13 protein-coding genes and 1 pseudogene are annotated in these 20,921 nt (G+C 58.7%); 4 read left to right on the top strand and 10 right to left on the bottom strand.

The window, feature by feature from the left end; translation table 11 throughout:
• Positions 1 to 398 precede the first annotated feature (398 nt).
• Positions 399 to 1,235, bottom strand: a complete 837-nt coding sequence (locus AC0AP0_RS01695; RefSeq protein WP_490429131.1) for an alpha/beta fold hydrolase — start codon at positions 1,233 to 1,235, stop codon at positions 399 to 401.
• A gap of 500 nt (positions 1,236 to 1,735) precedes the next feature.
• Positions 1,736 to 4,828 carry a glycoside hydrolase family 3 C-terminal domain-containing protein gene (locus AC0AP0_RS01690; protein WP_490429130.1) on the bottom strand — a complete coding sequence of 1,031 codons (3,093 nt, stop codon included), beginning with the start codon at positions 4,826 to 4,828 and terminating at the stop codon, positions 1,736 to 1,738.
• A 791-nt stretch (positions 4,829 to 5,619) separates the two neighbouring features.
• On the opposite strand from AC0AP0_RS01690, the gene AC0AP0_RS01685 reads away from it, so the two are divergent.
• The 3 genes from AC0AP0_RS01685 to AC0AP0_RS01675 all read left to right on the top strand — a co-directional run bounded on the left by AC0AP0_RS01685 (position 5,620) and on the right by AC0AP0_RS01675 (position 9,934).
• Entirely contained in the window at positions 5,620 to 8,049 is a 2,430-nt protein-coding gene (locus tag AC0AP0_RS01685) for a glycoside hydrolase family 3 C-terminal domain-containing protein (protein WP_490429128.1), read from the top strand.
• A complete protein-coding gene (locus AC0AP0_RS01680) occupies positions 8,042 to 8,713 on the top strand; it encodes a hypothetical protein (protein ID WP_490429126.1) in 672 nt (223 codons plus the stop codon). Before AC0AP0_RS01685 ends, AC0AP0_RS01680 begins: the two co-directional genes overlap by 8 nt.
• Positions 8,714 to 8,884: 171 nt before the next feature.
• On the top strand, positions 8,885 to 9,934 hold the full coding sequence (locus AC0AP0_RS01675) for a glycosyltransferase family 2 protein (protein WP_490429124.1): 1,050 nt from the start codon (positions 8,885 to 8,887) through the stop codon (positions 9,932 to 9,934).
• Here AC0AP0_RS01675 and AC0AP0_RS01670 read toward each other — a convergent pair.
• Entirely contained in the window at positions 9,898 to 11,265 is a 1,368-nt protein-coding gene (locus AC0AP0_RS01670) for a GHKL domain-containing protein (RefSeq protein ID WP_490429122.1), read from the bottom strand. The genes AC0AP0_RS01675 and AC0AP0_RS01670 overlap by 37 nt on opposite strands.
• Complete coding sequence (locus AC0AP0_RS01665) at positions 11,262 to 11,972, bottom strand: LytR/AlgR family response regulator transcription factor (protein ID WP_046322082.1); 711 nt, start codon at positions 11,970 to 11,972, stop codon at positions 11,262 to 11,264. The genes AC0AP0_RS01670 and AC0AP0_RS01665 overlap by 4 nt, the downstream gene beginning before the upstream one ends.
• A 196-nt stretch (positions 11,973 to 12,168) precedes the next feature.
• Between AC0AP0_RS01665 and AC0AP0_RS01660 the strand changes: the two genes are divergently transcribed.
• A complete protein-coding gene (locus AC0AP0_RS01660) occupies positions 12,169 to 13,122 on the top strand; it encodes a DMT family transporter (protein WP_490429119.1) in 954 nt (317 codons plus the stop codon).
• Here AC0AP0_RS01660 and AC0AP0_RS01655 read toward each other — a convergent pair.
• From AC0AP0_RS01655 to AC0AP0_RS01630, 6 genes and pseudogenes are all read right to left on the bottom strand, one after another.
• The gene (locus tag AC0AP0_RS01655) at positions 13,068 to 14,183 is read right to left on the bottom strand and encodes a VanZ family protein (protein WP_490429117.1); all 1,116 of its coding nucleotides are present in this window, start codon (positions 14,181 to 14,183) and stop codon (positions 13,068 to 13,070) included. The two genes, AC0AP0_RS01660 and AC0AP0_RS01655, sit on opposite strands and share 55 nt — an antisense overlap.
• Before the next feature lie 58 nt (positions 14,184 to 14,241).
• Entirely contained in the window at positions 14,242 to 14,868 is a 627-nt protein-coding gene (locus tag AC0AP0_RS01650; protein ID WP_490429115.1) for a DUF3566 domain-containing protein, read from the bottom strand.
• A gap of 104 nt (positions 14,869 to 14,972) precedes the next feature.
• Positions 14,973 to 17,690 carry a DNA gyrase subunit A gene (gene gyrA, locus AC0AP0_RS01645; protein WP_198207797.1) on the bottom strand — a complete coding sequence of 906 codons (2,718 nt, stop codon included), beginning with the start codon at positions 17,688 to 17,690 and terminating at the stop codon, positions 14,973 to 14,975.
• 45 nt (positions 17,691 to 17,735) lie between these two features.
• The gene (gyrB, locus tag AC0AP0_RS01640) at positions 17,736 to 19,784 is read right to left on the bottom strand and encodes a DNA topoisomerase (ATP-hydrolyzing) subunit B (RefSeq protein ID WP_110424643.1); all 2,049 of its coding nucleotides are present in this window, start codon (positions 19,782 to 19,784) and stop codon (positions 17,736 to 17,738) included.
• 292 nt (positions 19,785 to 20,076) lie between these two features.
• Positions 20,077 to 20,562 carry a DciA family protein gene (locus AC0AP0_RS01635; RefSeq protein WP_390895321.1) on the bottom strand — a complete coding sequence of 162 codons (486 nt, stop codon included), beginning with the start codon at positions 20,560 to 20,562 and terminating at the stop codon, positions 20,077 to 20,079.
• Between the two features lie 8 nt (positions 20,563 to 20,570).
• Positions 20,571 to 20,921, bottom strand: a pseudogene (locus tag AC0AP0_RS01630) (DNA replication/repair protein RecF); the annotation flags it as partial.

Raw genomic sequence — 20,921 nt, 5'->3', positions numbered from 1 at the left:
GCATCGGACTGGCAATCAAAAAGCTATAAGTAGCACAAACACGCTCTTGAGTTCTCAAACCACCACCACACCAACAGCTCCAAGCCCTCCGAAGAGTTCTCATCACTGCCGGGCAGCAAGAAGTAAACTTACACGAAGTTGCGTTGTCCCGCAAATTGGCATAGGAAAATATCGAAGGAACCCAATGATTCCGGGGATTCTACGGCGTGTCGATTTCCATCGACATAGTCCCCGTTTCATCGACCTTCGTCAATCCAGGAACCCCGCACACTCTCCAGCGAGGCTCAAACCAATATCTTCCAGTGACTCATATTAGTAGTTTTCGTCGCGCGCAGCATGTATTTCCACCATGCGAATGGGTACGAGCGGCAAGGCAGAACTTGCTTATCAATAAAGCGTTACAGGCACATGGCTTTAACCGTTGCCGCGAACCGTTCTGGTTCATCCCACTGCGGGCAGTGTCCTGACCGGTCAAAGCGGATAAACCGATGCGGGCTCTTCAACCCATCTGCAAACCGCTCAACCAGAGTGCCTGGCAGGTGACGGTCATACTTGCCGCTGATGAAATATACCGGCGCCTCGAAAGAAGTCTGCCTGCTGAAATCAACCTGCTCCAGCTCAGCATCCAAGCGAGCGCGGGATTGAGCCACCCCCTTGGCATGGTTGAGCAGACGCGACCAGTTGTAGTAAGGCGAGCGCAGGTAAGTCATGATCCGTCCCAGGGATCCGAACAGCATGGCAGCCCCGCCACGAGACAGCAACTCATTGATCATCAGCACCATGTCAGCGGTTCCGCTCTCCCTGCTGACGACCGAACCGAGCCGGGGGCCCAAATTCCGTTGCCCCCAATGCCGTCTTAGCCGAAGAGCAGCGCGCATGCTGACAACCTGCCCAAGGCCGATGTAGCAACGAACAAGCGAGGGATAGCGCTTCACCATCTCCAGCCCTAGGACGCTACCCCAGGAATGAGCGATGAGAATCAGAGAATTCTGCCCGTAGGCTCGGAGAAGCTTTAGCACGAACTGGTGAACATCTTCGACCATCGAATCGATGGACACTGCCTCGCCAGGAGCGAAAGGATGGTAGGACAGTCCGCTGCCTCGCTGATCCAGGTTGACGAAGCGGAAATCGCGCTCCAAGGCCGCGTTGTAGCGCATGGTCAGCGGGATGCAGGCATCGCCCGGGCCACCATGGAGGTAAAGGATAATAGGGGTACGGCGAGGAGCTGGATTCATCGAGAAGACAAGGCGTGTACCTCTAATCCACGTCCAATACAAACGTGAATGCGTGGAACACTGAGGATGAACACAGCTTCTGCCTTGGGCCATAATGGAATTCTATCGGAAAACAGACCACACGAATCTCTCATTCGAACAACAAAACGTGCAAGAGAGTAGTCCTAGTTAGTCCCACAACACCAGTCAAGGAAACGACTGCAGCGCCAAAGTAACAGTTTTATACCGCCCACCAAGCCCGCCATTAAGCACTTTTTTCCTCAGAAGGTTGCAGGTATCGACGACATCAATAAGATCTCCATGAACCTTCTAATATTTGAACAGTCCCACCCATTGAAGCCCCACAATTCTTGGAAAATACATGCTGCCTAACTTTACGGTCAGCGTCATAGGCAGCCAAGCATAAAAATGAGGCAACCGTTGAATCACGGTTGCCCCAATTGGGCTTGGACCCACTGATTGATCAGATGTGGATCCTTGGATCCTGAACCCTTACACCATTAGGCTTTGACCTTTTTGCGGCTCTTCGGCTTCTTGTAACGGTCCGGGTTGGCTTTTTCATCACGTCCCCGCTGCACGATCCAGAAGATGAGGAGCGCGGCCACAACTACGATGGCCACATCGATTCCATAGAGCAGTTTCTTCCAAGGACTCATGGAATACCCCAGCCGTGACCTTGGAGTGATTCCATTCATAGCATTTGAATTCACTGTGGCGTAGCCGATGTTGTGTAGGGCCCTCCTCATGGCCATCCGGGCGGTCGGGCTGTCGTAATCCTGTGCAGCGTTCTCCATCTGATTCATGAAGAGATCGTTACCTGCGCGAAGGGTCATATCGCGCAGCTGATGCTGCTTAGTTGGATAAAGATCCGTGATTACTGCGCCTTGGAAACCCCACTCGCCGCGGAGCACATCGGTTAGCAGACCACGATGCGCAAACCCGATCACACCACCGATGCTGTTCTGAGAAGACATGATGCCCGTAGCCGAACGAATGACCTTGGTTGTCATCGTTCCCTTGCTGTCACCAATGTACTTCTCAGTGCTCCTAGCCTCCTTGACGGCAATTTCAAAGGGCTTCAAGTAGATTTCGCGCACTGCTTGCTCATTAGCCCAAGTAGCCAGGTACATATCGCGGAAGGTCTCCTGCTCGTTGAGAGCAAAATGCTTCAAGTAGCTGAAGATGCCCTTATTGCCAGCCCCGCTTATCGACGCTGCAGCCAGCTTCCCAGACAGGAGGCCGTCTTCGGAGTAGTACTCGTAGACACGACCGCTGAAAGGAGACCGGTGAGTATTGACTCCAGGAGCATACCAAGCGTTCAGGCCTGACTGCAGACCCTCCTCGCCCAAGGCCTCCCCCATCTCCTTCAGAAGATTTACGTTCCAAGTGGAGGCTATGACATTGGCGCCTGCCCAGGATGAAGCACCCTTGATGCTCCATCCCATGGCACCGTCCTTATCCACAGTTGCAGGCTTGTCGATAGACGGAATCGCAGCGGTTTGGTAGGCAGCCTTGAAAAGAACCTCAGTGATACTCTTCTTGTCACCTTGCCAATCGATCTGGTCCAGCAATTGGTCCCACTTCTTGCTGTTGTAATCCTCGCCACGCAGGTCGATCAGAGCCAGATCATGCTTGGCTTTGGACTTGGGCTCCTTATCTTGGTAGACCTTGCTGGCCTTGTCATTGCCCAGAACCTTATCGGTATCAGGGTCGAACTTGTCAAACCAAGAGAATTCATCCAGAGCGACCTTTGGAGCCACGCCCTTGCGTCCCTCCGGGGCTGTTGGGAAGGTTCCCTTCCAGTTGCTACGTGAAAGCTGAGTGACACCCTGTTCATCCATGTAGGCGTTCAGGGTCTGGAAGCGATTGCTGGGCGCCTTGAATCCGGCCTTCTGCTCAGGCTTGCCCGTCGGTTCACCCTTGTCGTTGAGCTTGGATTGTGCATCCTTGTCGGACTGCCGTGGATTGTTGCCTTCGTAGAACTGTGTATTGGCAACATTGAACTGGTAGGTGTCCAGGACATCATGAGAATTGTTCTTGAGTTGCAGGGCGTAATTCCCGGCCTCCAGAAGATAGGCACCGGTGGAACCGTCATGATTCTTATGGTGGTAGTCGTAGGAAGCCATATCGTCCTCAGAGAACTTCAGTTTGATCTCCTGTCCAGCACCAGGTTGCAGGAGTTTGGTTTTGGCGAAGGCGCCCAGTTCAGTGGCAGACTTCTCCACGTGATTGCTCCTGTCATAGTCGGTGTAGGGAGCTGTGTAGTACAGCTGGACGGTATCCTTGCCAGCTACCTTGCCAGTGTTCCTTACTTCGACAGTGGCTTCCACCTTCCCGTCGGACACCTGAACATTCTTGAGCGTACGATCGAAAGAGGTGTAGCTCATCCCGTAACCGAAAGGATAGGCCACAGCGCCAGGCTGGGCGACGCCGCCGTTTTCATTCAGCCTGCCGTATGTGAAATCGGGATCTTCGACACTGGCCGTCTCATAATAGCGATAGCCGACGTATATGCCCTCTTCATATTCGACATAAGGGCGATCGATGGTGCCGCGGTTGGCTCCAGGCATGAAATCACCCAAGACCGATTGATCCTTGACCTTAGTGTTGGTGTAATGGTATTCACCAAAATTGGCAAAGGTCGGATCCTTGGTGAAATCGGTTGGATAAGTGTCTGTCAAGCGACCGGAAGGATTAACCTTTCCGCTCAGTATCCTGCCAAGTGATTCAAACCCACGCGAGCCAGTGGTACCGGTCCATACAATGGCATCAGCCTCGAATTCCCCACCCATGATTGGGGTCAGCTCCATAGGATTCGCACTGTTGAGCACCACAATAACCGATGCGCAGTGATCCTTGGCAAACTTGATCGTGTTCTTCTCCGCCGCAGTCAAAGCCAGATAATGTGGAGTTCCATCGTCATACCCCTGCGTGCGTTTGTCGATTCCTTCGGAACCTGAACGCTTGATGAAAACTATGCCCGTTGTGTCCTTGACCTTATCAGCAAGAGGTGTATAGATGCTGGGATCATACTCATCGATATGGGCCGACTTCCCCTTGTCCATGATGGCTTGGACCGAGTTCTTGTCCGCATTCAGTGCCCTGGTACCTGGCGCAGCACCTGGCGACGAAGTCTTAGCTCCTTTCATGGCTTGGACTGTTGCATCATTTACTTTGAAATAATGCTTGAGCCCCTGCTCTGAAGTAACCATCTCCTTGTCCGTCGTAGCCGCTGCTCCACTACCGGAATAGGCTGGATCCATATATCCCGCTCCGAAGGGCGAAACTATACTTTGCTCCTTCAAAGGGAGTACACCATCATTCTTCAACATAACAATGCCTTCATCGGTTACCCTCTGAGAGACGGCATCGCTTTTCGCCTTGGCTTCTTGCATAGAATTGGTGGTCTTGGCGTTGTAAGTGGTGTTCCAGTCTGAAGTCCCCGAGGCTTTCTTTACGACCACATGGCCTCCACCCAGGTAACTGTCAAGCACACTGGCGAAAGAATTGCCGGCCACGGTCAAAGCCACAGCCAAAGCTAAGATGACCACAATAACGGTGATCCATATTCGCTTGAACGTCCGTCCGCTCATCTTCAGTTTCTTTGGTTTTTCCGATTCCACGATTTCTCCTTGCAGTCTCTTCATTGACACTTGGGGAAAGCACCGACGACGGTCATCAGCGATGAGGAATCGCTCAGTACGTTCCCTAACATCTCAGTTGTTTCGAACACGGTCAGAATATCCATCACTTTTCAAGCAATCTTCGGAAAAAGCACAACCTGTCGCTTTGACACCCTAATTTGCTGGCACCTATAGAGGATTCGCATAACGCTTCTGCTGGTGTAGTAGTTTTCTCACAGCAAGCTCCTAGAATTAGGCACGAAAACGAATATTCCGGTCTTATAGCTTGTAATGAGCCGCATCGTAAACAATTAAAATCCGCATAGGAATAGACTCCAAAAGCGAAGCATCCCCAGATGATCCAGATAATACAGGCAACTCGCGTTCTTACTTAATCCTCGTCAATAGTTGCTTGGAATGGCTTGCTCAAGTCCGAAACCCCATTATTCAAGCGGTACGCAGGATTGCATGCCTGCACATCTGGCAAAACCAGTAAAAATAGCTGAAAATTTCTCTCAAAAGAACAGTATTTGATGTTAGAGAAGGCACTACCAACGACCATTTATGCGGCCAATTGAACAGGTTGGTCTCAAAGTGCTGCACATGGAGGTGTAAACACCGATAATACAAACGAAGCAGAACCGAGCCTTTACCAGAAAACTTCGGTGTTTTCTGAACCTGAAGAGAACTTCGAGATAGGTCTTGACCTCTCTGGGAGACTGGCCGGTTAGCCACCGAAGAAGTCGTGGAGAGGGAACACCATGGAAGTCGAGGATCTGACAGTTCTGGAACGGGCATCGCTGCTCTCCGGAAAATCCACTTGGGCGACCCGTGCCCTGAAGAGGGCGGGCATCCCGAGCATGGTCCTGAGCGACGGCCCGCACGGCCTGCGCCGCCAGACCGGATCAGGGGACAACCTGGGCATGGGCAAATCCAAGCCCGCCACATGCTTTCCCACAGCCGGCACTGTTGCCTGCTCATGGGACCCGGAGCTGGCCAAGACCATGGGCCAGGCGCTGGGTAGCGAGGCCAGAAGCCTGGGCGTCAACATGGTCCTGGGTCCGGGCATGAACATCAAGCGTAATCCCCTGTGCGGCAGAAACTTTGAATACTATTCCGAAGACCCCCAGGTAGCCGGTCATATGGCTGCTGGCCTTATTGAAGGCATCCAGTCACAGGGAGTAGCTGCCACCCCCAAGCATTTCGCCATGAACAGCCAGGAGCTGCGCCGCCAGGCATCCGACTCCGTGGTAGATGAGCGCACCATGCGTGAGCTCTATCTGACAGGATTTGAGATTGCAGTGCGCCAGGCTCATCCCTGGGCCATCATGACCTCTTATAACATGGTCAACGGCACCTATGCCAACGAGAATCCCCACCTGCTCAAGGAAATCCTGCGCAAGGAGTGGGGCTTCGACGGCATGGTGGTCTCGGATTGGGGCGGCTCCAACAGTGCGGTCGCTGCAGCCGCCAATGGCTCCTCCCTTGAAATGCCCCAGGCCGGATACGACTCCGTCCGCCAGATAGCCAAGGCCGTGCAGGAGGGCCGCCTGGACAAGGCCGACCTGAATGCCCGGGCCGAAGAGGTGGCCCGACTGGCCAAGCTTACCTATCACTCCGACATGGACCTCGATGGGAACCTGACCGCAGACCAGATACGGGACCACCATCAGGTGGCAAGGAGCATCGCCGAGGGATCCGCCGTCCTTCTGGTCAATCGGGAGGGACGCCTGCCACTGGCCGCCGGCACACGGGTCGCCCTAGTCGGCGACATGGCCGAGACTCCAAGATTCCAAGGATCTGGGTCCTCAAAGGTCAACGCGGCCAAGCAGGAGAGCATGCTGGACCTGCTCAGGCAGGGCAACGGCGACGGCCTGGAGCTGGCCTCCTACAGTCAAGGATATGAACGCCATGGCGAGAAGAACCAATCTTTGATCGACCAGGCCGTCGCTGCGGCCGACCAGGCTGATGTAATCGTTGCCTGCGTGGGCCTGGACGAGCGCAGCGAATCCGAGGGCCTGGACCGTTCCCACATGGACATTCCCAGCAACCAGGTCGACCTGATCAAGGCCTTGGGTGCGACGGACAAGCCTTTGGTGGTCGTCCTGGTAGCGGGCTCCCCTGTCACCACCGACTGGATCGACCAGTGCGATGCCGTCCTCTACATAGGACTGTCCGGGCAGGCTGGAGCATCAGCCACCCTGAACATCTTGACGGGCCGGGTCAACCCCTCCGGTCACCTGGCGGAAACCTGGCCCAAGTCCTATGCCGACTGCCCCAGCGCCGACTGGTACCCCGACCCTGCTCACGAATCGATCTACCGGGAGGGCCCATTCGTCGGCTACCGTTACTACCTGACTGCAGGCGTAGAGGAACGCTTCCCCTTCGGATACGGCCTGTCTTACGCACACTTCACTTACGCAGATCTGTCTGTGGACAACAAGGGAGCCACCTTCACCCTGACCAATGATTCGGACAGGCGGGGGGCCACCGTTCCCCAGCTCTATGTCCAGGCACCCAAGGGTGGCGTGCTCAGGCCAGTCCGCGAGCTGAAAGGCTTCAAGAAAGTCAGCTTGGAAGCCGGTCAATCAACCCGTGTCCGTATCGACTTCGACCAGACGACCTTCCGGCACTTTGACACAGCCAGCAACTCCTGGCAGGTCGAGTCCGGCGACTGGACCATCATGATCGGAGCCGACGCCCGCAACATGGAGCTGAGCGGGCATCTAACCGTCCAGGGCACCGTCGACCCGCAGAGTCCCGACCCTGCCCTGGGCGCCTACTTGACCGGCCGGGTCAAGGAGGTCGACGATGCCGCAGTGACAGCACTCTTCGGCCACCCGGTGGTTCGACAGAGCTCCATCAGTACCTTCGGCATCAACGATCCGCTCTCGTCCTGGAAGGACTCCAGAAGCGCCCTGGCCAGGTTCGTGGCCAACTTCCTGGCCAAGAACGAGAGCCGCCACGAGACCAAGACCGGCAACCCCGACCTGAACACCCTCTTCCTGCTCAACATGCCCCCCAGGGCCATGGCCAAGATGACCAACGGGCTGATCGACACGGCCATGGTCGAGGCCATCGTGCGCATCCCCAATGGCCACCTGTGGCGGGGACTGGGCGGATTCATCGCCGGATTCTTCAGGAACATGTCCGCCAACCGCCGGACCGGAAAGGAGCTCAATCATGAGTGATCAGCACAGCCAGCAGGTCGGACAGCCGACCCAGGGGAAGGCGACCACGGCCTCGCAGTGGGCGATCGTCCGCTGGTGGCGTCGGTTCAGCGACCGGCACACCACCCTGGCCCAGTTCATCGTCTTCTTCATCCTGTCTAATGGGGTCACCGTCCTGCAGCTGGTACTCATGCCCGTGCTCAAGGCCATCTTCAACGGCACCTCCCTTGTGGGCACCAACTTTCAAATCTGGCGCATGGGGACCGTCGGCGGCAAGCCCTACTACCTGTTCGACTATGCGGCCGGGTCGATTGGCCACGGCGGCGGGGGCGGCCTGGCCTACTTCCTCGCGGTGGAGATCACCCTGCTGATTGCCCAGATCATCAACTTCTTCCTCCAACGCAACATCACCTTCAAGTCCAACTCCTCGGTCTGGAAGGCGGCCTTCTGGTACCTGGCGGCCTATGTGATCATCACCATCATCGCTGCGGCGCTTCAGGGCTGGTACAAGGACCCCATCTACGGCTTCTTCCAGCACACTCTGAACTGGGGCAGCCTTGGGACCACCATTGCTGACCTGGTCACCATGATCATCAACTCGGCCATCTCCTTCTGGGTCTTCTTCCCCATCTTCAAGGTCATCTTCCGTCAGGAGCCCACCGAATCTCAGGCGAGCGCCCGATAAAATTCCGGCCCCACTCCCCCAGTCGCCAATGAACCGGCATGCATCGGCGACCAGAGGGGCGGGGCCTTTTCCTCAAACCCATCATGTACAGTGGTCGCAACGGCCGTCGGCGGGATTACGGCAACTCCGCCGACATACCCGCTGACCCATTCTTTTGCGAAGTGATCGTTCATGACAGTTGACCGACCGGCCTCCACGAGCCAGCCCGTTCTCACCTTCATTGTCCCTGCCTATAACATGGCCCAGCATCTGCCGACCTGCCTGGATTCACTCCTAAGCCGGGAGGGGGACGACCTGGAGATTATCGTGGTCGATGACGGATCCACCGATGCCACAGCGCAGGTGGTGCAGTCATACCAGGCACGCCATCCACACACTGTTCGTCTGATCAGACAGACCAACAAGGGCCACGGCGGCGCAGTCAACACCGGCCTGGCAGCCACCCGGGGGCGCTACGTCAAGGTGGTCGATGCCGATGACTGGGTAGATCCGACCTCCCTGGGTCTGGTCCTGGACCAGCTGCGCGACCAGTCGCGACGTACGAATCCGGTGGACATGGTGGTCACCAACTACGTCTATGAAAAAGAAGGCCGCAAGCATAAGCGAGTCATCAACTTCCGCAGCGTCATGGATCCGGGGCAGGTGCTGGACTGGAACCATCTACGGCGGTTCGGGCTGGCCCAGTACATGATCATGCATGCCCTGATCCTGCGCACCGAGGTGCTCCGCCAGGCCCGCACCCACCTGCCCGAGCACACCTACTACGTGGACTTCATCTACTCCTATCAGCCCCTGCCCTGGGTGCACACCCTGCTCTACCTGGACACGAATTTCTACCGCTATCACACCGGCCGCAAAGGCCAGTCGGTGCAGACTTCGATTATGATCGCCCGAGTTTCACAACTATTGCTGGTCAACGGGCTCATGGCGGATTCCACGCCTGACCCGGGGACGGTTCCCCGTGGACTTTATCGTTATATGATCCACTATTTGTCCATCAACTGTGTGGTGACCTCGGTCTTTCTGATCCTCTCTCGCAAGCCCAGCAACTACAGGAACAAGGACATGCTCTGGAGCAGGCTGGAGCACCGCTCCCCTGCCATCGCCTCCGATGTCCGCTCCACCCTGCTCTGCCGGATGATCAACATGCCGGGCAGACCGGGCCGCCTGGCCATCCGCCTGGGTTATAAAGCCGCCGAAGCCGCCATGGGCTTCAACTGATCGCCCTCCCTTGGCAAGAGCACGCATAGGCTGAACCAATGATGCTCGGTGCGCAGGGTCATCTCGCCCTGATAGCGGTGGACTATGTGCCGAATGGACTTGACACCATACCCATGCAGACCATCGTCGGTCCTGGTCTTGGTGGTGGCCAGCTCGCCATTGCCTTTCCAATTCAGGGGCGAGGCGAAATAGTTTTCGATGCGAATCACGACGAACTGTCCTCGAGCATATAAAGCCACCTTGATCAGGCGGCGGTCGGGCTCCTTGACCTTTCTCAAGGCCTCAATGGCATTGTCCAAGGCGTTGCCGAAGAGAGTGGAGACATCCATGGGCGACATCCCCTCCAGGAGCGAGCCATCGGCCACCATGGTCAGGGTGATCCCCTCTTCGGAACAGATGCGCTCCTTGGTTGACATGACCACGTCCAGAATGGGGTTACCAGTGTGCTGCTGCGACCCGTACCGTCCGACCGCAGCCTCCAGCTCCTCAAAGTCCTGGGACTTACGCTCTGGATCCATCTGCGAGCGCAGGGCGGCGATCTGATGCTTGAGATCGTGTGCAAGCCTACCCATAGCCTCAAGATTCTCCTTGGAGCGCATGTACTCCCGATGCTGGCTGTAAGCCCGGGCGTTAATGGAGGCCAGCTCGGCGCTGGTATGGCTTTCCCGCAGCTGCTCCTGCTGGGCGTAGAGCATGGCGAACCCGCACAGATCCACCAGAGTGCGGATATAGAAGACCTCCAGGCCAACCCGACCGGAGAAGGGGGTATTGGTGGAGACGAAGCTCAGGTTGGACATGGCGAAGGTGACCACTGCGATAACCGCGGCTATGAAGACGCTGCGGCCAGGCACGGAAGGCTGGGCATCGGCGAAGTTACGTCGCTCAGCCACCCAAGCCAGCAGCCCTACGCCGCCGTAGATCAACACCAGCAGAATCAGTGAGGCTGGGTCGTACAGGCTGTGACTGGATGGCCGCATGAAGGAGTCCAGCTGCCAATGCAGGGAGGCGATCAGCTCAGCCAGGACGAAGGCGCGGGCCAGCAGATAGGCCCCATCCAGCGCACCCAACCCTGAAGCCAGCATAATGATGGCGTACATGCAGACCACAGCCAGGCACATGCTGATGATCCAGAAGGCGATAGGCAGGGTGCCAGCCCAGTACTGAACCACGATCAGCACAGCCAGACCAGGCAGAAGGACCGCCACCATCCGCAACCGAGAGATCCTCGGCCCGATGGCCAACAGGTAGACCAGGCAACCCAGCCACTCACTGATGGCTGTATAGAGCCGGGAGATGTCAGGTAGGGCATTGAGGATGTGGGTGGTGGTCATGGCCGACCTGCCACGTAAGCGGTAAGGGCCGTCATAAAGGACTTCTTGCGGGGCCGGCTGACCCGCAGCCGCTGACCGGTAGACATAATGCAGTCCTGGTCCTCCATGCCCGTCACATGGGCCAGATTGACCAGGTAGCAGGAGTTGGAGCGGAAGAATCCCCGCTGGTCCAGCTGTCCCTCAAGACTCTTCAGCGTGCTGTTCGTGGTCAGCGAGGAATCCAATGTGTGGATGACGCTGCTGTGGCGGACGGATTCGATGAAGACGATGTCCTTGAGGGGAATTCTGGTGGATCGGGCGCCCTCGGTAATCAGGATGGACAGGTCCACGCGGCCGCGCACCTGGGCGATGGACCGGTCCAGCTCCTGGGAGAAAGCGAACCAGGGCAGTGGTTTGAGCAGGTAGGAGAGTGCGCCTACTTCATAGCCGTTGATGGCGTACTGGGGGGCGGAGGTGATGAAGACGATGACCACCGACTCATCGCGGGCACGCACCCTGTGGGCCACTTCAATCCCGTCCATGGGGGTCATCTGAATGTCCAGAAGAAGGATGTCATACACAGGCCTATAACCATCTGCAAAAGCCTTGCCATCGGTGAAAACGCTGACCGTCAGTTCCTCCTGACGTTCCTTGCGGTAGCGGCTCAGGTAATTGACCATGGTTCGACAGCTGATGGAATCGTCATCCACCACTGCGATTCTGATCATCCTGGTGCACACTCCTTACCCCGTCGGCCAAGGACCTACGGCCGCCGTTATCACCGTTCTTCCATGATATCGAAGATGCCCGCATGGCAGACCGCGATTGTCTGAAGCCGAACTCGGACAAACATGGTTTGAACTGTTCGCTTTTTGCCTTGCGAATCAATTCTCACTTGTGGACAGGAACGATTAGAGTCGAAACATGTCTACCTTCGCACCCTCTTCATCCTGGAAACCCTCCACCTGGCTGGCCCGCCTGATGCTGCTGATGGCCGCAGCCGCCTGGGGAGCCGGATACACCTTCGAAAAGGTTGCCATGGAGACTCTGACCGTACGCTGGCTGATGGGCATTCGCATCCTCTGTGCCATTGCCATCATGACGCCCTTTTTGCTGCCACGGCTGCGTAGAACCGGGGCCATACACACCTTGGTACCGGGGCTGATACTGGGGGTCAGCTACTGGGCGGCCTTCAGTCTGCAGATGATGGGACTGACCACCATCGCCCCAGGCCGCAATTCCTTCCTGACGGCCACCTACTGCATCTTTGTGCCCTTCCTGGTCTGGATCATGGCCCGTCGACGACCCGCCCTGCGCCACTTCGTCGCAGCTGCCATCTGTCTCCTGGGTGTGGCTCTGATCTCACTGCCGGCCCACGGCGGGGGACAGGGGCTGTCTTTGAGCACTGGTGACCTGCTGACTCTGGCCGGCGCGCTGCTCTATGGTGTCAACCTGGTGATCACCGGGTTTTTGACCAAGAAGTTCGATGCCCCCACGCTGACATACCTGGAGCTACTGTTCGGCGGTATCCTCTTCCTGGTCTGCGCGCTGATCTTCGATCCTTTGCCCAGTGCGGCCGACTTCACACCATCGACCTTGGGCTCCATGATTTATCTGACACTGATTTCGACGCTCATGGCCCAGAACTTCCAGAACATCGCCTTTTCCAGGGTCCCCGCCGCCCAAGGTTCACTGATCCTATGCTCAGAGAGCTTATTCGGCATGCTGGTCTCGGTCCTGGTCCTGCACGAGGAGCTGACGGCCACCCATCTGCTGGGCTTCGCCATCATCTTCACCGCCATCATCCTGTCCGAGGTCAGGCTTCACCCCCGCCGGTCATCGGCGGATTCCTCTGCACCTGTGTCTTCCTCCCGGTAGGCTGTCCCAGGCAAGAGGTCGTAGGGCATCTGCCGCTTGATCAGATAGAAGACCAGCAGGAGCAGGGCCAGGATACGCGTTGCAATCTGAACGTTGCCGGTCCATGGGCCGAAGACAGCCAGGATAATCGCGGTTCTGAACAGATAGAAGAGGAAGCGGGACCAGCCATGCCGCTGCTTGGTCTCGACGGTCATGTGGGTGAAGGTGGCGCCCAGCGTTCGTCCCCTACGGGGCAGAGGGATAAGCAGTTCGAAGATCAGCAGCATGACCAGATCCACCACAGTCCCGAACACGTCCAGAGCGGATGGGGGGATCAGCAGCCCGCCAAAGCGGTAGTGTCCATCCAGTTGATAGGTGCCCAGGCGATGGACCGCATAGGTCACGCCCATCCCCAGGGACATGGACAGGATGGTGGCCAGGAGCAGATCCAGAGCCAGAGAGACGGCACGGTGTATGAACCCTGGGTTGGTGACCAGCTGGGCGGCGTCAGCCTGACGGGTGGGAATGAGTTTGTTGGCAACCATGGCCACCAGATAGCCGATTATTGCGCCAGAAGTGTTCCAAATCAGGTCGTCCACGTCGAAGAGACGGTAGGCACAGCCGACGATGCCGAAGACCCCGGTCAGCTGGGCCGTTTCGATGAAGAGGGAGACCAGGAGAGCTACAGGCAGGGCCAGGATGAAGCGCCAGCGGAAGACTCGACCCATGATGAAGCCCAGGGGCAGGAAGAAGGCCACATTGAGCAGGATCTGCAGCATGGCCATCCGACCGCCTGTGCTCAGATCGGTCAGGAACTGCAGGGGATTGAGCTGGGGGCTCAGATGATGGGTGGCGCAGAAGGCGGCACGGTCGTCGGGCATGGGCCAGAGGGTGAAGAAGACCAAGGCCAGCAGGTATAAGACAGTCAGGTAGGCCGCCATGGCTGCTGTCAACCGGAGCCGGTGATACCGGTTGTAGATCAGGGCAAGAATGGGCAGGGTCAGAATCAGCGAGGCCAAGGGCCAAAAGACCAGAGATATGCCAAAGGAGCCGCTGAAGTAGTCCAAGTATGTCGAGAGCACAAATCCAGTCTAAATCGCCCTCGGGCCTATCGACCGATTGACTGCGCCGACGAGGAGTTCAGTCGTCGCCCAAGGTCACGTGGATGCCACCTACCAAGGAACTGACCAGGTTGTAGAGGAAGGCGAAAATGGTGACCAGAACCACTACTATGACAATCTCGAAAATGGAGAAGATGGTCACCGAACTCAGGACCGTCCCCAGGCTCAGCACCTGGCCCAGATCGAAGCCGCCCGCGTCCAGGCCCGTTTTGGAGATGACCTGAGTCAGGTTGTCAAAGAGCCCCATGGCGTTGAGCAGGAACCAGAGCAGGGCAGCAGCCACCACCTGAATGATGCCCCCGGCGATGGCCAACAGGAAGGTGACCTTGGCCACCGACCAGGGCTCCAACCGGGTCAGGGACAGCTGCATGCGCCGGGCCCGAGGCACATGAGGACGCGCCGCCGAAGCCGAAGCCGCAGGCCGAACAGGACGGGATGAGGATACCTTGACCGGACCGGTAGCCGAAGCTGTGGTTCTTGCGGAACGTCCCGATGCCGTCCTGCCGGCTGCAGGAGCCGGGGGAGTGGCCGATGCAGTTCGACGGGACTCGCCTTGTGCGGATTCATCAGCCTTGGTCTTCCCCTTTTGGGACTTACCAGCACCCTGCTTGCCGGCCTTGACCTGCTTCTGATCATCCTGGCTCATCGGCACTCCTTGATCCTTGCGTTCAATAGCCCGCGCATACCGCCGCTGGGCCTGCATGACTTCTTACGAGGCTACCAGTCTTGTCAGACTGGTAGCGGACCAACTCAATCCTCCTGGGTCAGGCTCTGACCGTCGCCGGTTCCGGTGGTGGCGATGGGCTGATCCTTGGCTGCCAGGGGAGCGGCGGGAGCCAGATCAGTCTGATCGGCATCCTCTTCCTGGTCGTCACGTTCAGCATTGCGGGCGATGGAGAGAATCTCATCACCCTTGTCGGGCTTGGCCAGGGTGACTCCCTGGGTGTTGCGACCGGTCCGCTTGACCTCGGCCACATCGGAGCGGATGACCTTGCCGGACTTCATGATGGCCATGATCTGGTCGTCCTCATTCACCACCAGAGCACCGACCAGGGATCCCCGGCCTTCCACCATGGCGATGGCCTTGACACCGTAGCCGTTGCGGCCCTGCAGGCGGTACTCACTCAGAGCGGTCCGCTTGGCAAAACCCTCATCGGTGACCACCAGTAGGTCATCCTCGGAATCCTTGGCGATCACGTCCATGCTCAGCAGTTCGTCGCCTGGGCGGAACCGCATGCCCTGGACGCCGGCTGTCTGCCGTCCCATGGGCCGCAGGGTGGAGTCGTCGGCCGAGAAGCGCACGCTCATGCCCTTGCGGGAGACCAGGATGATTTCGTCATCGGCATTGCAGAGTGCTGCACCCACCAACTCATCGCTCTGGGGCACCTCTTGTCCCTCCTCGTCGGTGACGGTGCCCAGCTCCATCAGTCGCACGGCGATCAGACCGCCCTGACGGGGCGAATCATATTCGTCCAGGCGGGTCTTCTTGACCCGTCCCGTCCGCGTGGCCAATACCAGATAGTCCGCATCGTCATAGCCGTGCAGGGAAAGGACCTGTTCAATCCGCTCGCCTTGACCCAACTGAAGCAGGTTGGCTACATGCTGTCCCTTGGAGTCGCGGGAGCCCTCAGGCAGCTCATAGGCCTTAAGCCGGTACACCCGGCCCTTGTTGGTGAAGAAGAGCAGCCAGTTGTGGGTGCTGGTCAGGAAGAAGTGGTCCACCACGTCATCCTCACGCAGCCTGGCTCCGCGGATGCCCTTGCCGCCGCGGTGCTGGGCCCGGTACTCATCGGCCTTGGTCCGCTTGACGAAGCCGGAGTGGGTGACGGTGACCACAACCTGCTCGTCGGCGATCAGATCCTCCACGTTCATCTCACCCGAGTAGGGGACGATCCGGGTGCGCCGCTCATCACCGTACTTGTCGACGATCTCGTCCAGCTCATCGCCCACGATGGTGCGCTGACGCTCGGGATGAGCCAGGATGTCGTTGTAGTCGGCGATCTTGCGCATGAGATCCTCGTGCTCGTCCAAGATCTTCTGCCGTTCCAGGGCAGCCAGACGACGCAGCTGCATGGCCAGGATGGCATCGGCCTGGACCTCGTCCACATCCAGCAGCTCCATCAGGCCAGTGCGGGCTGTTTCCACGTCCTTGGAAGCGCGAATCAGGGCAATGACCTGGTCAATCATATCCAGGGCCTTCAGATACCCCTGCAGAATATGGTCGCGATCCTCGGCCTCGCGCTTCAGGTAGCGGGTGCGCCGCTCGACCACGTCCAGCTGGTGGTCCACCCAGTGGCGGATGAAGGCGTCCAGACTCAGGGTCCGGGGGACTCCGTCCACCAGGGCCAGCATGTTGGCCCCGAAGGTTTGCTGAAGCTGGGTGTGCTTGTAAAGGTTGTTGAGGACCACCTTGGGCACGGCATCGCGCTTGAGCACCAGGACCAGGCGCTGGCCGGTGCGGCCCGAGGTTTCATCGCGCATGTCGGCAATGCCCTGGATCTTGCCGTCGCGCACGGCCTCGCGGATGGAGGAGGCCAGCCGGTCAGGGTTGACCTGGTAGGGCAGCTCGGTGACCACCAGGCACATCCGTCCGCGGATCTCCTCGGTGTTGACCACGGCCCGCATGGTGATCAGGCCTCGTCCGGTCCGGTAGGCCTGCTCGATGCCCTTGTGCCCAAGAATGGTGGCACCGGTGGGGAAGTCAGGCCCCTTGATGATGGCGATCAGGGCGTTGAGCAGTTCCTCCTTGGAGGCCTCAGGATGCTCCAGGGCCCAGTGCACACCCTTGGATACCTCGCGCAGGTTGTGCGGAGGAATGTTGGTGGCCATGCCCACTGCGATGCCGGCTGATCCGTTGACCAGCAGGTTGGGGAAGCGGGAGGGCAGAACCGTGGGCTCCTGGGTCTTGCCGTCGTAATTGGGGATGAAGTCGACCGTATCCTTGTCGATGTCGCGCACCATCTCCATGGCCAAGGGGGCCATGCGGCACTCGGTGTACCTCATGGCGGCTGCCGGGTCGTCGCCGGGGGATCCGAAGTTGCCTTGGCCGTCCACCAGCGGGTAGCGCATGGACCAGGACTGGGCCAAGCGCACGATGGTGTCATAGATGGCCGCATCGCCGTGGGGGTGGTACTTGCCCATGACGTCACCCACCACGCGCGAGCACTTGTTGTAGCCACGGTCGGGCCTGTATCCACCGTCATACATGGCGTAGATGACCCTGCGATGGACCGGCTTCATGCCATCGCGGACATCGGGCAGAGCCCGCTCCACGATCACGGACAGGGCATAGGACAGGTAGGATTCCCGCATCTCCTGCTGGAGGTCAATGGGCTGAATCCGCTCACCCTTAAGGAGGCCGTAATCGGTATTGTCCATCTCCTGGGGGCTGAGCGGCTCTCGAGACCCGTCGGGCAGGTTGAGGCCGTCTTGGTCCGGGCTGTTGTCGTTGTTGTTATCGTCTGCCAAAATCGATCCTTAGCTCAAATGTTGAAAAGGGGAGGCGTCCGCGTCTCAGGCGTCGATGAAGCGGGCGTCGTGGGCGTTGCGCTGGATGAACAGACGCCGGGGTTCGACCTCGTCGCCCATGAGCATGGTGAAGGTCTCGTCGGCCTGCTCGGCGTCATCGATGCGGATCTTCTTGAGGATGCGATGCTCCGGGTCCATGGTGGTCTCCCAGAGCTCCTGGTAGCTCATCTCGCCCAGACCCTTGTAGCGCTGGATCCCTTCGCCCTTGGGCAGCTGCCGACCTGAGGCCTTGCCCTCGGCCAGAACCCTGTCGCGCTCGGCGTCGGTATAGACGAAGCTGTGGGGACCCTTGGTCCACTTGAGCCGGTAGAGCGGGGGCATGGCCACGTAGACGTAGCCGGCCTCGATCATGGGCCGCATGTAGCGGAAGAAGAGGGTCAGATTCAGGGTGGCGATGTGGGCGCCGTCCACATCGGCGTCGGCCATGATGATGACCTTGTGGTAGCGCACTTTGTCGATGTTGAAGTCCTCGCCGTACCCGCCTCCTACAGCGGTAATCAGGGATTCGATGGTGTCGGACTTCATCATACGGTCCAGGCTGGCCCGCTCCGTATTGAGGATCTTGCCACGCAGGGGCAAAATGGCCTGGGTCATAGGGTTGCGCCCCTGTATGGCCGAGCCGCCTGCTGAGTCACCCTCCACGATGAACAGCTCACACTCTTCGGGGTCGCTGGACTGGCAGTCCTTGAGCTTGTCGGGCATGCCGGCCGTCTCGAAGATGGACTTACGACGGGTGTTCTCGCGGGCCTTCTTGGCCGCGATCCTGGCGCGGGAGGCCTCCATGGCCTTCTGGATGATGGCCTTGGCCTCGCCTGGGTGGGCGTCGAACCAGTCGCTCAGCCTTTCGGTCATGACCCGCTGAACGAAGGTCTTGGCCTCGGAGTTGCCCAGCTTGGTCTTGGTCTGGCCTTCGAACTGCGGGTTGGTCAACTTGACGGAGACCACAGCGGTCAGCCCCTCGCGCACGTCGTCGCCAGAGAGGTTATCGTCCTTGTCTTTGAGGATGTTCTTGTCCCTGGCGTAGCGGTTGATCATGCTGGTCAGAGCCGCGCGGAACCCCTCTTCGTGGGTGCCGCCCTCGGTGGTCGCGATGGTATTGGCGAAGGTGTGGACCGACTCAGAGTAGGCTGTGGTCCACTGCATGGCCACCTCGGCGGAGATGCCCAGCTTCAAGTCCTCGGCCTCGAAGTCGATGACCTCGGCCTCCACAGGCGTGGCCTTCCTGACCTTGACCAGGTAGTCCACATAGTCCTTGATTCCGTTGGCATACTGGTAGCTGACGGACTGGCCCTTCTGCTCCGGGGTCTGCTCCTCGCCCGCCACCTCGTCGCCGGCCTGGTCGTTGGGACGCAGGTCGGTCAGGGTGATTCTCAGGCCCTTGTTAAGGAAGGCCATCTGCTGGAAACGGCTGCGCAAGGTCTCGAAGTCATAGACCGTGGTCTCGAAGATTTTGGGATCGGCCCAGAAGGTCACCGAGGTGCCGGTGCTCTCATCCGGCCCCATGGCTTGGTCCTTGGACAGGGGAGCGGTCGGCTTCTGGTTACGGAAGTTCTGATGCCAGTGGTAGCCCTGTCGACGCACTTGGACATCGATTCGGGTGGACAGGGCGTTCACCACGGAGATGCCCACGCCGTGCAGACCGCCCGAGACCGCGTAGCCGCCGCCTCCGAACTTGCCGCCGGCATGCAGCTTGGTCATGACCACCTCGACACCGCTCTTGCCCTCGCCTGGCACCTCGTCTACAGGGATGCCACGGCCGTTGTCGTCCACTCGGATGCCGTTGTCGGGCAGGATGGTGACTTCAATATGGTCAGCGTACCCGGCCAGAGCCTCGTCGACCGAGTTGTCGACGATCTCGTAGACCAGATGGTGCAGGCCTCTGGGGCCCGTCGAGCCGATGTACATGCCGGGACGGACGCGGACCGCCTCCAGCCCCTCAAGCACCTTCAGATCGCTGGCATCATAGTGCTCGGGTGAAAGCGAATCATCCAGCTGCGCATCGTCCAGCTGATCCAGCTGATCCTGGCCCGTCATGCCATCATCCTGAGGCTTGTCCTCCTCGTTTTCCCGGCCCTCTTGCGGGGTCCGGGACGGGTCAGTATTGAGATCTGCCACGGATAGTCCTTTCTGCACCCCCATCGTCGGCCACTGACGACAAAGCAGCTTCCGTTCGTGGTCGAGCGGGGGATTGACTCATGGTCACCAGGTTCCAAATCGTCCATAAAGGGGCCTTGGAAGCGTTTGACCCTATAACCTATAGAATACCAGCGCTAGGGGACTTTAGGCTTACAGAAAGCTGGGAAGACGGTATTCGCAGATTATGGGTTCACCCGTAGGTGTCACGCACGCCTCGGCCGGGCGGATCGAACCGCGAACGGCGAAAGCTGTAGTTGTGGGGGCCGGTCACCCGGATCTGTCTGACCGGCATGCCCAGCCGCTTGGCAATGGTCGCTTTGAGCTGGGGAACCAGGTAGGTCAGCTGAGTGGCCCAGACCGTGGTCTGCGCCTGGATGATCAGTACGCCTTCCTGGTAGGAGACCACTCTCGAATGGGCGGCAATGCCGGGTCCAACTACACCGTCCCACTGGTTGCGCAACCGAGCAACCTTCAAATGACTGGTCCACCCGCTCCCAGCAGCAAGGCTGGTCACCACACCTCCCAGTTTGGCTGGGTCGCGGCCCGGCTTGCCAAATGCATACCAGGCCTTACGGGAGTTGTCCTCCCGCTGCCGACGAGTGGCCGCCCGGCGCGTGCAGCCCTCGAAGACCAGGGCCGGCAATCGACGCTGATCCAGGTGCAGAGTCTCAACCATGGGGGCCTTCATGACAGGTCGTTCCCCTCCGATCCATCCGGCATATCAGAGTCCTCATGAGCCGTCCCTCTGGTTCGACGCAGGTCCTGCATGGCACTGGCAATGGCTGGATCCTGGGCAGCCGGATCAGATGGCTGCACAGGCCTCAGTCGGGACACATCCACCAGCCTGGCACCCTGCAGGGAGGGAATATCGCTGTCGGCGGCCACAGTGATCAGCACTTGGCTCTGCTGACGGGCAAAATCCAGAATCTGATCCCTACGGCCCCGATCCAACTGAGCAAAGACATCATCCAGAATGACGATGGGCTCCAGATCGCGACGATCCTTGACCACCTGCAGCAGAGCCAGCCGCAAAGC

It is taken from the genome of Bifidobacterium sp. POST2/T3 (B1) (genome assembly GCF_058197115.1).
This window is presented reverse-complemented; position numbering and strand designations above follow the sequence as displayed.

What these genes read in the sequence shown, in the direction of transcription:
- AC0AP0_RS01695 (WP_490429131.1), bottom strand. Translation starts at nt 1,235, where the DNA reads ATGAATCCAGCTCCTCGCCGTACCCCTATTATCCTTTACCTCCATGGT.
- AC0AP0_RS01690 (WP_490429130.1), bottom strand. Translation starts at nt 4,828, where the DNA reads ATGAGCGGACGGACGTTCAAGCGAATATGGATCACCGTTATTGTGGTC.
- AC0AP0_RS01685 (WP_490429128.1), top strand. Translation starts at nt 5,620, where the DNA reads ATGGAAGTCGAGGATCTGACAGTTCTGGAACGGGCATCGCTGCTCTCC.
- AC0AP0_RS01680 (WP_490429126.1), top strand. Translation starts at nt 8,042, where the DNA reads ATGAGTGATCAGCACAGCCAGCAGGTCGGACAGCCGACCCAGGGGAAG.
- AC0AP0_RS01675 (WP_490429124.1), top strand. Translation starts at nt 8,885, where the DNA reads ATGACAGTTGACCGACCGGCCTCCACGAGCCAGCCCGTTCTCACCTTC.
- AC0AP0_RS01670 (WP_490429122.1), bottom strand. Translation starts at nt 11,265, where the DNA reads ATGACCACCACCCACATCCTCAATGCCCTACCTGACATCTCCCGGCTC.
- AC0AP0_RS01665 (WP_046322082.1), bottom strand. Translation starts at nt 11,972, where the DNA reads ATGATCAGAATCGCAGTGGTGGATGACGATTCCATCAGCTGTCGAACC.
- AC0AP0_RS01660 (WP_490429119.1), top strand. Translation starts at nt 12,169, where the DNA reads ATGTCTACCTTCGCACCCTCTTCATCCTGGAAACCCTCCACCTGGCTG.
- AC0AP0_RS01650 (WP_490429115.1), bottom strand. Translation starts at nt 14,868, where the DNA reads ATGAGCCAGGATGATCAGAAGCAGGTCAAGGCCGGCAAGCAGGGTGCT.
- gyrB (WP_110424643.1), bottom strand. Translation starts at nt 19,784, where the DNA reads ATGACGGGCCAGGATCAGCTGGATCAGCTGGACGATGCGCAGCTGGAT.
- AC0AP0_RS01635 (WP_390895321.1), bottom strand. Translation starts at nt 20,562, where the DNA reads ATGGTTGAGACTCTGCACCTGGATCAGCGTCGATTGCCGGCCCTGGTC.